Raw genomic sequence first — 14,770 nt, forward strand, 5'->3', positions numbered from 1 at the left:
CTTTTCCTGAGAGCAGGCGCTTCAATCCGAACGATCGTTCAGATCACCCGTTTTTTGCCTGTCCGAGCTAGTGCGTTGCACTTGAAAACATATCGCCGCACTCTTTGCAGGCGAAATATTGCTCCGCCGCAGGGCACGCAATCACACCAATTGCCCCCGCCCTCACCTGCCAAGTGCAAGCGTTCCCGCTGTATTTCAATGTGCCTTCAAGGTAACAAGGCGCCCATTCGTAGTCGTCATGCAACGCTCGGCTATCAATGGTTATGGCGCGCTGGAAAAAGCTCAATACCTGGTTCTGGTCGAGAGGTATGTCGGAGGGTCGGCAACTACCAGGCTCTTGGGGCTGGAAGCCGGAGACGGCGATGTCTCCCAAGTTGTTAGAGTCAAACGTGTGCGGCTGTGCGCAACCGGCCAGGAGTGTCAGCAGCGCCGCCAACCAGAGCATGCGTTTCACTTGCGAACCACGCTGGAGCCATGCATCGACATATGACGACTTCCTTCTTCAAGAAAGGCAGAAATATAGAGCGCTGAAATAATCGAGACGACAGAACAACAGGAAATGTCCGACCAGGATACTTCCGCAGTCAGACAGATAGGTTTTGTTGGAGTGGCAGAAAAATCACACCTGCAAGCAACACTTCAGGTGACAGGAATACACCCTGGAAATGACCAGCCCGTCAGCGCCCACACGATAAAACCTACAGTCGCGAGAGCGCTTTTCAGGACTTACCTGCGACGCGGGCGACGCTGCTCGTCATCGGTGCGAATTGGCACCGGTTGCAGCGGTGGCTCGATCAAGCCGAGTGCGACGCCGAGGTCGTGCAGCCAGTTTTGCAGTTTCTCTTTCATGGTGCCCCCTTGGGGTAGTGCCGAGCGGCTGGAATTCTGTAGCCGCTTCCTACAGATAATAGTCTTAAGTCCTACGTATTGCTTGAACGAAACCACAACGAACTATTACTGAATTGATCAAAATCCTGACGGATCGTTCAAGCAATCGCTCGTCTGTCTGCTTCGGGTACGACTTTGCCCTCTTGCTGCAGGTCAATCCATGCATTGAGATTAGCGCCGAGCATGCCCTTGCGCCACATCAACCAGGTGGTAGCGCTGGCAAAAGGCTCTGCCAACGGATGAATGGACACGCTGTCCTTGCCCGGCAGGCTGTCGAGCATCGATTCAGACATCAATGCCACGCCGGAACCGGCGATCACACAGGCCAGCATGCCTTGGTAGGACTCGATTTCGATGGCCCGGCCCATGGCCACACGGTCGTGGGAAAACCAGGCTTCCAGACGTGCCCGGTAGGAACAGCTGCGTCGGAAAGTGAACACCGAGCGGCCAGCCACATCCTGCGGCCCACGAACGGGCGGATGATCGGCCTCGCAAATCAGCAACAGACGCTCTTCGCACAGCGGCACGCCATCGAGAGTGGCCAGGGCCAGCGGCCCGTCCACGAGGGCGGCGTCCAGGCGCCCGGTAATCAAACCTTCCAGCAGTTCGCCGCTGGGGGCTGACTGCACCTGCAGGTTCACCATCGGATACGCCTTGTGGTAACGCGCCAGCAGCTTGGGCAAGTGAATCGCCGCCGTGCTGTACATGCTGCCCAGCACAAAGTCGCCGGCCGGTTGACCGCCTTGCACCGCGCCATGGGCTTCGTCGTGCAGAGCCAGCAGGCGCGCGCTGTAGTCCAACAGCACTTTGCCTGCGGGAGAAAGCTGCAAACGTTGGCGCTCGCGTACGAACAGTTCGACGCCGAGCTGTTCTTCCATTTGTTTAAGTCGGGTCGACAAGTTGGACGGCACCCGGTGCAAACGCTCGGCGGCACGGGTGATGGAGCCCTCCTCGGCCACGGCCTGGAAAATCCGCAATTGACTAAACTCCATCACCTTTCTCCAAAACTGAACAAGTTACTCACTATTATTCATTTTTAAAGAAAGTCAATCCGCTTTAGCCTCATGGTTACTCGCTTTGCGTAGGAACCTTGACCATGTCACCGCTGATCCGCTTACTCGCCAGCTTTATCGCCTTGATGATGGCCATGGGCATTGGCCGCTTCGCGCTTACCCCGCAAATGCCGCATTTGCTCAGTGAAGGCCAGATCGACCTGACCGGCGCCGGATTGATCGCGGCGGCCAACTACCTGGGTTATTTCGTCGGGGCGGTGGATTCGATCTTTGCCCGCAGCCATCACCATGTACGCGGACGTTTGTACGGTGGGCTTTGGTTATGTGTGCTGCTGACCCTGGCGTCGTACTGGGCCCACGGGTTCTGGCCGCACCTGCTGTTGCGCTTCGGTACCGGTGTGGCGAGCGCTTGGGCGCTGGTGATGATCACCAGCCTGAGCCAACCGCTGGCCATTGCGGCCGGGCGCCCACGCTTGGGTGCACTGGTGTTTGCCGGACCGGGGCTGGGGATTCTGTTGACCGGGTTGCTGGCGTTGGGCTCCAACCTGTTGGGGCAAAACTCTGCCACTTTATGGCTGGTGTATGGCGTGGTCGCCCTGGTCATGCTGCTGGCAATCCTGCCGTTCCTGCCCAAGCCTTCCGCTGCCAACGCGCCCGTTGCCAGCCACACCGACATGGCCAACAACGGCAGCATCAAACACCTGTGCTGGATCTACGTGTTGTACGGCCTCGGCTACATCATCCCGGCGACGTTCCTGTCACAGATGGCCAGCGCGCAATTCAAAGGCGCCTGGCAAGCAGACCTGTTTTGGCCCTGCTTTGGCCTGGCCGCCGCGATTGGCGTGGTGGTCGCGAGCCTGCGCCGCAAGGACCCGGACACCACCCGCCGCTGGCTGATGACGTCCCTTTGGCTGCAAGCGGCCGGGGTGTTTGCCTGCCTGTTGGGCAACGGGTGGGGTCTGGCACTGGGAGTGTTGCTGTGCGGTGGGCCATTCCTGGCGTGCATGCAACTGGTGATGGCGCGCTTGCGTGAGGTCGCCCCCCACGGCTACCAGCGCAGCACCGGGTTGCTGACCGCCAGCTTTGCAATCGGCCAATTGAGCGGGCCGTTGCTGGCGTCGGTCAGCAGCCACCTCAGTGGTGGCCTGCAACCGGCGCTGGTGGTCGCCGGCGCCGGTTTATTAGTGGCAGGCTCGGTACTGGTCAGCCGGCAACCATCGGTGCAGGCGCACGAACCTGTTCACGCCGCGCCAACACCAGGAAAAACAGCCCACCCAGGAAGCAGCCGGTAAACCAGGCGAAGTTGGCCATGCCCTGCAGCGCCGGGGTAAAGGTGATCGCGACGCCCACCAGCGTCGCGGGCACCAGTGCCTTGACCGCCGTCCAGTTCACGCCTCCATCAAAGTAGTAGCGCCCACTCGGGCTGTCATCGAACAGCGCATCCACATCGATCTTCTGCTTTTTGATCAGATAGAAATCCACCAGCAGAATCCCGAACAACGGCCCGATAAACGCCGCGAGGATGTCGAGGGTGTAGTGGATCATCAACGGGTTGTTGAACAGGTTCCACGGAGTGATGAAGATCGAGGCCACCGCCGCAATCATCCCGCCGGCGCGCCAGCTGATTTTGCTGGGTGCCACGTTGGCAAAATCAAAGGCCGGCGAGACGAAGTTCGCCACGATGTTGATGCCGATGGTCGCGGTGACGAAGGCGAACGCCCCCAGCAGCACGGCCATGTCGTTGTCGATGCGCGACACGGTGGCAATCGGGTCGTGGAGCATTTCGCCGAACACCGGCAAGGTGCCCGAGACGATGACCACGGTGACCAGGGAGAACGCCAGGAAATTTACCGGCAAGCCCCAGAAGTTTCCGCGACGCACATCCTTCATCGTGCGGCAGTAGCGGCTGAAATCACCGAAATTCAAGGTCGGCCCGGAAAAGTACGAGACCACCAATGCCGTCGCCACGATGATTTGGCCAAACGCCTGCCAGCCTGACAGCGACTTTTCCGCCAGGGTGAAGCTGATATTCGCCCAGCCCGCCTTCCAGACGATCCAGCCGGCCAGGGCAAACATCACCGCATAGACAATGGGCCCCGCCCAGTCGATGAAACGACGGATGGATTCCATGCCGGCCCAGAACACCAGCGCCTGGAGCGTCCACAGGCTGAGGAAACCGAACCAGCCCAGGTACGACAGGCCGGCAAAATGCGGCTCTGCGTATACCGCCATCTGTGGGAAAAAGCGCAGCACCACAATGATCAGTGCGCTGGACGCCAGGTACGTCTGGATTCCGTACCAGGCCACCGCAATCAAGCCGCGAATCACTGCCGGAATATTTGCACCGAATACACCAAAGGCCAGCCGGCAGATCACCGGGTACGGTACCGCCGCCTGTTGGCTCGGTTTGGCCACCAGGTTGGCGATCAATTGCACAATGCAGATCCCGGCGAGCAAGGCGATCAATACTTGCCAACTCGCCAGCCCCAGGGCAAACAGGCTGGCGGCGAATACGTAACCGCCGACGCTGTGCACGTCGCTCATCCAGAAGGCGAAGATGTTGTACCAGTTCCACTTTTGCGGCAGCGGCCCCAGGTCCTGGTTGTACAGGCGCGGGCTGTAGCCTTTGGGCAATTGTTCGGTCATCGCAGGGCTCCTCGTAAATACCGGCCTGCCACCCGCGACGGGAGTGCGTACGGGAGGCGGCATGGTTTGTATACGAGTTGATGAGCAGAATGCGTGCCAATGGAATGAAACTCGGCACAATCCCTCTGGCACGCGGGACTATCCGGAGATAGGCAGTGCAGCTTCGCTCAGGGATGGTGCAGATGATTCCTGTACACAATCAATTGTGCACCCTGCGTGCACATTGATAGCCCACGGTGCAGCAAACCGCACTCAGAAAGGTGCCCCAAGCGATGTCCATGACGGCCAGCCCGGCAGACCAGCCTTGCAAGGTCGCCCAATTGCTCAGGTCATAAGTGCCATAAGCCACCAACCCAAGAAGTGCGCCAAGCCGAGCGGCACGTTGCCAGCCGCCACTCCCCAAAGCCGGAAGGACGACAAACACCAGACAACCGAAGACATAGAGGAGATAGAACGCCACAGCCGGGAACAGCCGCGGCTGATCAAGCATCAGCGGGCCGAGCAGCGCTTTGTAGGTCGGCCCCATAAGGACGCCGAGCCACAGGCCGTCAAGGATCAGAAAGGCGAGCAAGGTACCGAGGTAGGCGAAGAGCGTTTTCCTGGACATCGTCGTGACCCTTGTAGGAGCGAGCTTGCTCGCGATGGTCGTCAACGATAACGCGCCCAGTCTGAATGAACACGTTACCTTGACGTTCTTCGCGAGCAAGAACTAGGCGTCCCCCTCGCTCCTACAAAAGAGCAAACCGCGATCAGCTTAGTTCAATGCGATCCGCGTGGATCACAATGTGACCCTGCTTGTAGAGGGCGCCGATGGCCTTCTTGAAGTTGCCTTTGCTGACACCGAACAAACTGCTGATCAGTGCCGGATCGCTTTTATCGCTGACCGGCAAGGTGCCGTTGTTGTCACGCAACTTGGCGAGGATCTTCGAGTTCAGGCTGGAGGCCGCTTCTTCACCCACCGGCTGCAGGCTGAGGCTGATATTGCCGTCGGCGCGGATTTCCTTGATGAAGCCTTTCTCTTCCTTGCCCGGGCGCAGGAACTTGAACACTTCGTTCTTGTGGATCAGGCCCCAGTGCTTGTTGTTGATAATGGCCTTGAAGCCCATGTCGGTAGCCTCAGCCACCAGCAGGTCAACTTCCTGGCCAACCTTGTAGGTGGCCGGAGTCTTGTCCAGGTAACGGTCAAGGCGCGCGGTGGCGGTGATGCGCTTGGTGTGTTTGTCGAGGTAGACGTGCACCACGCAATACTCACCGGCGGTCAGCTGGCGCTTTTCTTCGGAGTAAGGCAGCAGCAGATCCTTGGGCAGGCCCCAATCGAGGAATACACCGATGCTGTTGACTTCAACCACTTTCAGACTGGCAAATTCACCCACCTGTACTTTTGGTTTTTCGGTGGTCGCGATAAGTTTGTCATCGCTGTCCAGATAAATAAAAACGTTGAGCCAGTCTTCATCTTCACTGGGAATATCTTTGGGGATATAACGGTTGGGCAAAAGGATTTCGCCCTCTTGATCACCATCCAGGTACAAACCAAAGTTAGTGTGTTTAACCACTTGCAAGCTGTTGTAGCGCCCGACTAAAGCCATTTCCAATACCCTCATTGCGTGGGCGGCATTCTACCCGAGTTGACGGCGGCGGTCCCGCGTACCGGCGCACAGGCCTGAAAAATCACGGGTTTGCCGGGCAGCGCCCCGCTCGTCAGATCAGCCACCTGAATTCTGCCGGTGCCCACGGCCTGTTTTTCCCCTGGGTTTGTAGTTAAAACAGCGAGTTAGGTGACTATTGCAATCACTAATTTCGGACAATTCATAAACCCTCCGTATATTTCAGGGGGATATTTGCCAAGCAATTGTCAAGCATTTCATGTACGATGCATGGCCAAGTTAATTTTCTACAGGTTAGTGGCCGCCATGCGCGTAAAAGCATCCAACAGCAAAGCAAAGCCAGCTCCCGCCGTTGAAACCAGCGAATCGATCAACAGCCAAATTGCTGCATTCCTCAAGCAGGGCGGCGAAATCCAGCAAATTGCCAAAGGCGTAAGCGGCCAGACTTTCGGCCCGTCCAAGCAGATCACCCTGGGTAAAAAGTAATACCGCGCATCACACCTGGTCCCTAAGCGCTTTGCCTTTCAAGGCGCTAGGACTAGAGCCCGTAACACCCTCTGATCCACCCCCTTTAACACCAATCGACGAACGGGCTTCATCTGCGAACCATCGCCGGTATGCTTGCACACGTCTAGATCGGGCATTTGCCTGATATTTCCCGTTACTGCTCCTCGCTTTTCATGGAGTGAAGCATGCTCAAATCCTGCATTTTCCTGGCCGGTGCCTTGTTGGCCAGCCCCCTCGCCGAAGCGCAGGTTTTCCAGCGTGAATTGGGTGACTTCGACCTTAAATTGGGCACCACGCCCAGCCGCAGCATGGCCCAAGGCCTGGTAAAACCCACCGCACCCGGGAGCGACTCGTTCCACGGCGGACTCGACCTGAGCCACGGCAGCGGCCTGTATCTCGGCCAATTCTCACCGAGCATGGGGATTTCCCCTACCAGCAACCTGGAAGTCGACTCCTACCTGGGCTTCAAGCGCCCCTTCGACCAGACCCTGGGTTATGAACTGGGGATGATTCACTACAGCTATCCCAAGCTGAGCCCACTCGACAGCCAGGAGTTCTACGGCGGCCTGACCTTACTGGGCAACCGTTTCGGCGCGTCCTTCAGCAACGACCCGGACCGCCAGGACAGCACCTTGTTTGCCGACCTCGGCGGCACCAAGCCTTTCGGCATCGGCGTCAGCATGAAGTACACCACCCACCAGTTGGGCACCCCGGTGTCGGTTGCCGATGGCAGCTCCATCCGCAGTTTCAGTGATTGGTCGGTGCAATTCTCCCGGCCGTGGATGGGCGTCGACCTGAACCTGATCTACAGCGATTCCAGCCTCAGCGGCGGCGATTGCTCGGCCTACTCCGGACACAACTCGCAATGCGACGGGCTATTGACCTTAAAAGCAGAGCGAGCGTTTTATTGATGAGCTGAACTGTCGCTGCACTGACGGGTTCAGATGCAATAACCTCGTCTGCGCAAGGACTCGCTCATGCTGCGTCGCTTAAAACTACTGGTGATGTTGCTGACCCTCAGCATGGTGCTCGCCGGCTGCAATCGGGTAGGCTTGGCTTATCGGAATCTGGATGTGATCATCCCCTGGACCCTCAGCGACTACCTGGACATGAATGCCGGGCAAAAGAGCTGGTTCAACGACACCCTCAAGGAACACCTGGCCTGGCATTGCACCACCCAATTACCGGGTTACCTGGACTGGCTCGACCGCCTGCAACAGATGGTCGACAACAACCAGGTCACCGACGCCGCCCTGCAAACCCGCACCGCCGAGGCCAAGCAAGCCATTGCCGAAAGCGCCCGCGCAATCACGCCATCCGCCGTCGAATTATTGCAGGGGCTGGACGACCAGCAAGTACGGGATATGGAGCAAGCATTCGCCAAGGACCTTCGCAAGCGTCAGGACGAGTACCTGAAACCACCCCTCGAGCAGCAGATCAAGGAACGCGCCGAGCGCATGAACAAGCGCCTCGATGCCTGGCTCGGCCCGCTAAGTGCCAGCCAGCAGAATCGCGTCACCGCCTGGTCGATCGCCTTGGGTGAGCAGAACCAACAATGGATTGGCAACCGCGCCCACTGGCAAACGCTCTTTATCGCAGCGGTCAAAGACCGCCACAGCAGCGACTTCCCCCAGAAGATCGAGCAACTGCTGGTGGACCGCGAAAGCCTGTGGACGCCGGAATATCGCCAGGCCTACGCCCAGACCGAAACTGCCGCCCGCAGCCTGATCGTCGATTTGATGGCTGAAAGCACCGTGCAGCAACGCCAGAAGCTGACACAGAAGATCGACAAGGTGCGCAGCGACTTCAAAGCCCTTAAATGCCTGAAGGCTGGCACCCCGTAGTCATCAGGCAATCTGTGCTTTCGACGCCACTTCATCAAACGTCGCCGGATCCAGCGCATCCGCCTGCTCGTCCAGCACCTGCCGCGGGTGATTATCGCCGGGGATGCTGCTGTCGATCAGGCTCAGCAACTGTGAGCCGCGCGGGGTTAATTTGAAATTCTCACCATTGCCGCACTCTTCCTCTGACCTCGACTCAATAAAGCCGTGCTTGAACAATAACGCCTCGTAATCTGCTGCAAGCTTTTTAAACTCATCGAGATTACCGATGCGCTCTCCGGCGGCAGCCCTTTTAGTCGCTTCCTCTTCGGCATATTTGCGCGGGGCGAAGCTGGCGCCACCGTTCTGTACCTCATGCAGCAATCGTTCGATCAAATCCCAATCGTAAGTCGTCATCCTGATTCCTCCTGAAGGCACACGAAATAGGCCCTTCAAAGGTGTGACATGCCGGACCCATCGTCCGTTCAGCCTAGCGGACAGGCGCAATTTTGCTGAACTTTTCAGCGCTTGCGGCCCTCAACCGAACATCATCGCCATGGAGGTCCGAACAATGAAAACCCTGCTGAATATGGCCGTCGCCGCCACCCTGCTCGCAGCGCTACCCGCGTGGGCCTGCACGCTGGAAGAAGCCACCGCCAAACGTGAGCAACTGGCCAAGGAGGTGACCAAGCTCACCCAACAGAATCCAGAGAAGGCCAAGGAGATCAACGAAGAGCTGCAGAACATGAAGCTGGAAACCGCCAGCGCAGACCTGCCCGACAAGTGCCAACTGATCGACCAGCGCCTCAAGGAAATGGACGAGGCCGCTGCAAAAGCCAAAAACTGAGGCGAAAAAAAACCGGACATCGTCCGGTTTTTTTGTGGCTAAAGCCTTACTCGGCAGCCGGAGCTTCCGGCTTGCGGCGCTTCAGAGGCGCCATGCCGTCCTTGCTGACCAACGACAGGTTGTCGGTCTTCGGGCGGTTGGCAATCTTGCGCTTGGTCGGCGACTTGGCACCGGCCTTCTTCTTCTCGCCCTTGGCGTCGACTTTTTTCTTCTTCACGCCAACAGCCTTGCCCGATGCCTTGACCTTCTTCGGCCCGCCGTAAGTGCCTTTGACTTCCTTGATGGTGCGGCGCTCGAACGACTGCTTCAAGTAGCGCTCGATGCTCGACATCAGGTTCCAGTCACCATGGCAGATCAGCGAGATCGCCAGGCCATCGTTGCCGGCACGCCCGGTACGACCAATACGGTGTACGTATTCGTCGCCGCTGCGGGGCATGTCGAAGTTGATCACCATGTCCAGGCCGTCAACATCCAGGCCGCGGGCGGCAACGTCGGTGGCGACCAGGATCTTCACGCCGCCTTGCTTGAGGCGGTCGATGGCCAGCTTGCGGTCCTTCTGGTCTTTCTCACCGTGCAGGACGAACGCCTTGTACTCCTGAGCCACCAGGCGACCGTAGATGCGGTCCGCCATGGCCCGGGTGTTGGTGAACACGATAGCCTTTTGATAGGTCTCGTTGGCCAGCAACCAGTTGAGGATCTGCTCTTTGTGCACGTTGTGGTCAGCGGTGATGATCTGCTGACGGGTGGTCGAGTTCAGGTCGCTGACGTTGTTGACCTGCAAGTGCTCAGGGTTGTTCAGGATCTTGGCGACCATCTCGCGCAAGGTTGAACCACCGGTGGTGGCCGAGAACAGCATGGTCTGCTGGCGGTTCACGCACTCTTGCACCAGGCGCTGCACGTCGTCGGCAAAGCCCATGTCGAGCATGCGGTCGGCTTCGTCGAGCACCAGGACTTCAACTTCCTTGAGGTCCAGGTTGCCGGCGTTCAGTTGCTCGATCATCCGGCCCGGAGTGCCGATCAGGATATCCGGCACCTTGCGCAGCATGGCGGCCTGGACCTTGAAGTCTTCGCCGCCGGTGATCAGGCCGGACTTGATGAAGGTGAACTGCGAGAAGCGCTCCACTTCCTTCAAGGTCTGCTGGGCCAGTTCGCGGGTTGGCAGCAGGATCAGGGTCTTGATGCTGACGCGGACTTTAGCCGGGCCGATCAGACGGTTAAGAATCGGCAGGACGAAAGCGGCGGTCTTGCCACTCCCGGTTTGAGCCGTCACCCGCAGGTCACGCCCTTCGAGCGCGAGCGGGATGGCCGCTGCTTGCACAGGCGTTGGCTCGACAAATTTAAGCTCGGCCACGGCTTTGAGCAGGCGTTCGTGCAGGGCGAATTGGGAAAACACGGGTGCTACCTCGAAGAAATACAAAAAAACAGCTGCATAGGGTAACGGTTTCGGGCGCTCAGGCCGAGTTTCTTTACGCGAACTGCGTTAATCAGCCGCTTTTTTGTCAGGGAATTTGTCCACAACGACAACTTTGACTTACTTAAATGCTCTAATCGCCCCGTCACGTCCTACAGAAGAATCGCGTTTACCCATGGATATCAAACAGCTCTGGCTCAACGTCAAAGACCTTTGGGGCACCCTCGACGAGCACCCGTTGTTGCATTCCAGCCTGGCGCTGATGGTGTTGCTGGTGGTGGCATTGCTGCTCGGACGAGTGGCTCGCTACCTCATCCTGCACGCCGTCAAGTTGCTGGGCCGGCAACCCGCACTGCACTGGCTCAACGACCTGCGGCACAACAAAGTCTTCCACCGCCTGGCGCAGATGACGCCGTCACTGGTGATCCAGTTCGGCCTGTACCTGGTGCCGGACTTGAGCAAGACCGCCACCCTGTTCATCGGCAATGTCGCCCTGGCGTTCACCATCCTGTTCATGGTGCTGGCGATCAGCGCCCTGCTCAACGCCCTGCTGGACATCTACGCCCGTACCGAACACGCCCGCACCCGCTCGATCAAGGGCTACGTGCAGTTGGCGAAAATGGTGTTGTTCGTGTTTGGCGCAATCATCATCGTCGCCACGCTGATCGACCGCTCGCCGCTGCTGCTGCTTTCCGGTCTGGGTGCAATGTCGGCGGTGATTCTGTTGGTCTACAAGGACACCCTGCTGTCGTTCGTCGCCAGCGTGCAATTGACCAGCAACGACATGCTGCGGGTCGGCGACTGGATCGAAATGCCCCAGGTCGGCGCCGACGGTGACGTAGTGGACATCACCCTGCACACCGTCAAAGTGCAGAACTTCGACAAGACCATCGTCTCGATTCCCACCTGGCGCTTGATGTCCGAGTCGTTCAAGAACTGGCGCGGCATGCAAGCCTCAGGCGGCCGGCGGATCAAGCGCAGCCTGTACATCGACGCCAGCGGCGTGCGTTTCATCCGCGACGACGAAGAGCTGAAGCTCACCCAGGTACACCTGCTGACCGACTACATGAGCCGCAAAAAGGCCGAGCTCAAAGCCTGGAACGAAGCCCAGGGGAATGTCGCCGCGATGTCGGCCAACCGCCGGCGCATGACCAATATCGGCACGTTCCGCGCGTATGCCTTGGCTTATTTGAAAAGCCACCCGGAAATCCAGCCGAACATGACCTGCATGGTGCGGCAGATGCAGACCACCGCCCAGGGCATTCCGCTGGAGATTTACTGCTTCACCCGCACCACCGCATGGGCCGACTACGAGCGGATTCAGGGCGATATCTTCGATTACCTGCTGGCGGTGCTGCCGGAATTTGGCTTGAGCCTGTACCAGCAGCCGAGTGGCGGTGACTTGCGGGCGGGGATGTTGCCGGCGGTGCTGGGGGCCAGTCATTTGCCGGAGGTTGAAATACGTCATGGTTGACTAGGTCGGCATGCCGTGGCGAGAGGGCCGCTCCCTCGCCACGGGCGTCACCATTTTTGCCAAACAAGCCCCATGCAGCAAGCCAGGAGCCAAGCGATCCCAAAGTAAAACGGCCAGGTTGCCCAACGTCTTAGGGCCAAAGGAACTGACGCCAGCTCCTTCGCAGTAACCTCCCCAGCTTTAATATGAGCCTGAGGTTGCATCAGAAAACCAATAATCACGCTCAAACGCATAGTTTTATCGATCAGTCGATTTTTTCGCCAGAAACGCTTGTTGCGCTGAATGGCTTCGTTTTCACTAAAATAGCTTTCCAGCTCATCCAGTTTTTTGTATTTGACAAACAGGTCTGCGCCCAACATGACTAAGGCCTCAATGAACAGAACCATTACGAAGGCAATACCCAGGGACATGATTATTGCCCTACTGATTCATACATAAGATCGCCTACCTCTTCTCCACCTGCCCCTAGAAGGCTACCTCCCGCATAACCTCCAGCCGCTCCGCCCACTATCCCGCAAGCAAGCTTTCCAGCGCCCTTCAGAACCACTCCCAGGACCAAGCTGCAAACACGCCGGGCAGCCTCAGCGCCAGCAATTCCGCCTCGTGCTGCTCCCACCACACCCCCCACCAACTTCCCCCCCTCCACATACTTCGCCCGAGTGCACTGCGCTTCCCGCCCCTGCATACACGCCTCCTTGATCTCCAAACCCGTCACGCCCACATCCAAGGCCATCCCCACATAAGTCCCCTTGCCCAAAAATTTCGACGTTTCAGCAATACTGCGAATCCGCTGCGTATACCCGACGATTTCACTCTTGTGCAAATAGCTCTTGGTGGAAATCCCCAACACTTTCTTCAGCGACTTATTCGTTTGCAGGCTGGTACCCAACCGCGCCGCGCCTTGCAGTTGAGCATCCAAACGACGGAATAACATTTGCCGCTGCTGGATAAACACATCCTTGTTCAAAGCACCACTCTTCAGTTGCTGATGCAACCGTTCAATCTCTTCCAGCGTGTGCTTGACCTCATCCAAATGCCGCCCCCAGGCAGACGCCGCACTGCCGATGCCAATCGAGCTGTACCCCAGCAAACTTTGCAACAAGTCATAGTTATTGATCACCGCCGCCCCCGCCGATGCGTCCAGTTCCAGATTGCGGCGAATCTCTTGGGCATGGCGCATCAACCACGCATCGTCGGCGGTACACGCCACACCGTAGTCGTCTGGAATGATCACCATCTGTCCCGGCGTTACCAGCAGGTCCTGGCGCAAATGCAGATTCAGCGCATCGAATTGATCGGAGCGTTGCCGATTGGACCCGGTCAGCAACCGGGATTTCAAACTGAGGTAGTCCGTGGTGCGCTCATTGATGTATCCCTGCGCCACAACTTACATCCCTGATGTAATGAATATGGCGTCGGAATATAAGCAGGCGAGTACGCCCGGGACACAAGCCTGGAAAGGCTGAAATCACATTTGGGAAATTACCTACTCAGCAAGTGATCAAGGCCTACAAAAACACCTCGAGTTAACGAGCCAAACTGCCGGACGACTTTATGCCCAGCCGGCTGATCCACACCGCTCCCAGAATCACCAACCCGCCCAGCAGCAACCTGCCCAACGGCTCGTGCTGATTCCAGATCAGCAAATTCAGCAGCAGCCCCACTGGCACATGCAGGTTGTTCATCACCGCCAATGTGCCGCCGTTGACCATGCACGCGCCCTTGTTCCACCAGTACATGCCCAGTGCCGTGCTGACCAGCCCGAGGAACACCAAAACGCCCCATTGCAACGGCGCTTCCGGCAAGAAGTTGGCCTTGCCGAACATCAGGAACGCCGGCAATGCCACCGCCAATGCACCCAGGTAGAAGTAACCAAAACGCCGGTAGTGCGGCAGATCACTCGGATGACGGGCCACCAAGTGCTTATAAAGCACCTGCCCGGCGGCATAGGTGAAGTTGGCCAGTTGCAGCAACAGGAATCCCACGAAGAAGTTCGGGGTGATCTGGTCAAAGCGAATCACCGCCGCTCCCGTCACCGCTACCAATGCGGCCACCAGCGCCCACGGATTGAAGCGGCGGTTCAAGGCGTCTTCGATCAGGGTCACGTGCAACGGCGTCAGGATGGTGAACAGCAACACCTCCGGCACCGTCAGTACTCTGAAGCTCAAATACAGACACACGTAAGTCACGCCAAACTGCAGCGCGCCGATCAACAGCATGCCGCGCATGAACGCCGGTTCTACCGAGCGCCAGCGGGTCAGCGGGATAAACACCAGCCCGGCCAACAGCACGCGCACCAGCACCGCGAAGTAACTGTCGACGTGACCGGCCAGGTATTCGCCGATCAAGCTGAAGGAAAACGCCTGGATCAGCGTCACAACAAGTAGATAGCCCATGCTCGCCTCATTTTGAATGGGCGCGACATTAGCGGTTTTCCGGGCTTTACGAAACTCAAGGCAAAAAAAACCCGACCTCGCTAAAAGCGTCAGTCGGGCGGGAGCACTCAGGAGCAAAAAGTGCAAAGGGAGGTTCGATACGCGTACTTGAAGGGTTGCGTGGA

At 58.1% G+C, this 14,770-nt stretch carries 16 protein-coding genes; 6 read left to right on the forward strand and 10 right to left on the reverse strand.

Annotated features, from left to right (window positions below):
* Nucleotides 1-726: 726 nt before the first annotated feature.
* Both HBJ59_RS31350 and HBJ59_RS02590 read right to left on the reverse strand, forming a co-directional pair.
* Complete coding sequence (locus HBJ59_RS31350; RefSeq protein WP_003210728.1) at nucleotides 727-849, reverse strand: PA1414 family protein; 123 nt, start codon at nucleotides 847-849, stop codon at nucleotides 727-729.
* A gap of 137 nt (nucleotides 850-986) precedes the next feature.
* Nucleotides 987-1,880, reverse strand: coding sequence for a LysR family transcriptional regulator (locus HBJ59_RS02590; protein ID WP_167662693.1), 894 nt, complete (start codon nucleotides 1,878-1,880; stop codon nucleotides 987-989).
* Nucleotides 1,881-1,984: 104 nt separating this feature from the next.
* On the opposite strand from HBJ59_RS02590, the gene HBJ59_RS02595 reads away from it, so the two are divergent.
* On the forward strand, nucleotides 1,985-3,193 hold the full coding sequence (locus HBJ59_RS02595; protein WP_167662694.1) for an MFS transporter: 1,209 nt from the start codon (nucleotides 1,985-1,987) through the stop codon (nucleotides 3,191-3,193).
* Here HBJ59_RS02595 and HBJ59_RS02600 read toward each other — a convergent pair.
* From HBJ59_RS02600 to HBJ59_RS02610, 3 genes are all read right to left on the reverse strand, one after another.
* Complete coding sequence (locus HBJ59_RS02600; protein ID WP_167662695.1) at nucleotides 3,105-4,547, reverse strand: NCS1 family nucleobase:cation symporter-1; 1,443 nt, start codon at nucleotides 4,545-4,547, stop codon at nucleotides 3,105-3,107. The genes HBJ59_RS02595 and HBJ59_RS02600 overlap by 89 nt on opposite strands.
* A 199-nt stretch (nucleotides 4,548-4,746) precedes the next feature.
* Nucleotides 4,747-5,154, reverse strand: a complete 408-nt coding sequence (locus HBJ59_RS02605) for a DUF2177 family protein (protein ID WP_167662696.1) — start codon at nucleotides 5,152-5,154, stop codon at nucleotides 4,747-4,749.
* Nucleotides 5,155-5,296: 142 nt separating this feature from the next.
* Nucleotides 5,297-6,133 carry a S1 RNA-binding domain-containing protein gene (locus HBJ59_RS02610; protein WP_076014775.1) on the reverse strand — a complete coding sequence of 279 codons (837 nt, stop codon included), beginning with the start codon at nucleotides 6,131-6,133 and terminating at the stop codon, nucleotides 5,297-5,299.
* 324 nt (nucleotides 6,134-6,457) lie between these two features.
* Between HBJ59_RS02610 and HBJ59_RS02615 the strand changes: the two genes are divergently transcribed.
* The 3 genes from HBJ59_RS02615 to HBJ59_RS02625 all read left to right on the forward strand — a co-directional run bounded on the left by HBJ59_RS02615 (nucleotide 6,458) and on the right by HBJ59_RS02625 (nucleotide 8,502).
* Nucleotides 6,458-6,637, forward strand: coding sequence for a hypothetical protein (locus HBJ59_RS02615; RefSeq protein WP_003210722.1), 180 nt, complete (start codon nucleotides 6,458-6,460; stop codon nucleotides 6,635-6,637).
* Nucleotides 6,638-6,843: 206 nt separating this feature from the next.
* On the forward strand, nucleotides 6,844-7,569 hold the full coding sequence (locus HBJ59_RS02620; protein ID WP_003210721.1) for a TorF family putative porin: 726 nt from the start codon (nucleotides 6,844-6,846) through the stop codon (nucleotides 7,567-7,569).
* Between the two features lie 66 nt (nucleotides 7,570-7,635).
* A complete protein-coding gene (locus tag HBJ59_RS02625; protein WP_167662697.1) occupies nucleotides 7,636-8,502 on the forward strand; it encodes a DUF6279 family lipoprotein in 867 nt (288 codons plus the stop codon).
* 3 nt (nucleotides 8,503-8,505) lie between these two features.
* Here HBJ59_RS02625 and HBJ59_RS02630 read toward each other — a convergent pair whose 3' ends face one another.
* Nucleotides 8,506-8,895, reverse strand: coding sequence for a transcriptional regulator (locus tag HBJ59_RS02630; RefSeq protein ID WP_167662698.1), 390 nt, complete (start codon nucleotides 8,893-8,895; stop codon nucleotides 8,506-8,508).
* 154 nt (nucleotides 8,896-9,049) lie between these two features.
* On the opposite strand from HBJ59_RS02630, the gene HBJ59_RS02635 reads away from it, so the two are divergent.
* Nucleotides 9,050-9,325 (forward strand): hypothetical protein, encoded by a 276-nt coding sequence (locus tag HBJ59_RS02635; protein WP_063032478.1) that lies wholly within the window; start codon nucleotides 9,050-9,052, stop codon nucleotides 9,323-9,325.
* Nucleotides 9,326-9,371: 46 nt separating this feature from the next.
* On the opposite strand, the gene HBJ59_RS02640 is transcribed toward HBJ59_RS02635, so the two are convergent.
* Nucleotides 9,372-10,718 (reverse strand): DEAD/DEAH box helicase, encoded by a 1,347-nt coding sequence (locus HBJ59_RS02640; RefSeq protein ID WP_167662699.1) that lies wholly within the window; start codon nucleotides 10,716-10,718, stop codon nucleotides 9,372-9,374.
* A 193-nt stretch (nucleotides 10,719-10,911) separates the two neighbouring features.
* Between HBJ59_RS02640 and HBJ59_RS02645 the strand changes: the two genes are divergently transcribed.
* Nucleotides 10,912-12,210, forward strand: a complete 1,299-nt coding sequence (locus HBJ59_RS02645) for a mechanosensitive ion channel family protein (protein ID WP_167662700.1) — start codon at nucleotides 10,912-10,914, stop codon at nucleotides 12,208-12,210.
* A gap of 47 nt (nucleotides 12,211-12,257) precedes the next feature.
* Here HBJ59_RS02645 and HBJ59_RS02650 read toward each other — a convergent pair whose 3' ends face one another.
* The 3 genes from HBJ59_RS02650 to HBJ59_RS02660 form a co-directional block, all read right to left on the reverse strand.
* Nucleotides 12,258-12,620, reverse strand: a complete 363-nt coding sequence (locus HBJ59_RS02650; protein ID WP_167662701.1) for a hypothetical protein — start codon at nucleotides 12,618-12,620, stop codon at nucleotides 12,258-12,260.
* 2 nt (nucleotides 12,621-12,622) lie between these two features.
* Entirely contained in the window at nucleotides 12,623-13,594 is a 972-nt protein-coding gene (locus HBJ59_RS02655) for a hypothetical protein (RefSeq protein WP_167662702.1), read from the reverse strand.
* A 142-nt stretch (nucleotides 13,595-13,736) separates the two neighbouring features.
* Complete coding sequence (locus HBJ59_RS02660) at nucleotides 13,737-14,606, reverse strand: carboxylate/amino acid/amine transporter (protein WP_167662703.1); 870 nt, start codon at nucleotides 14,604-14,606, stop codon at nucleotides 13,737-13,739.
* Nucleotides 14,607-14,770: the final 164 nt, after the last annotated feature.

The sequence above is a fragment of the Pseudomonas sp. AN3A02 genome (genome assembly GCF_011765255.1).
Lineage (GTDB): Bacteria > Pseudomonadota > Gammaproteobacteria > Pseudomonadales > Pseudomonadaceae > Aquipseudomonas.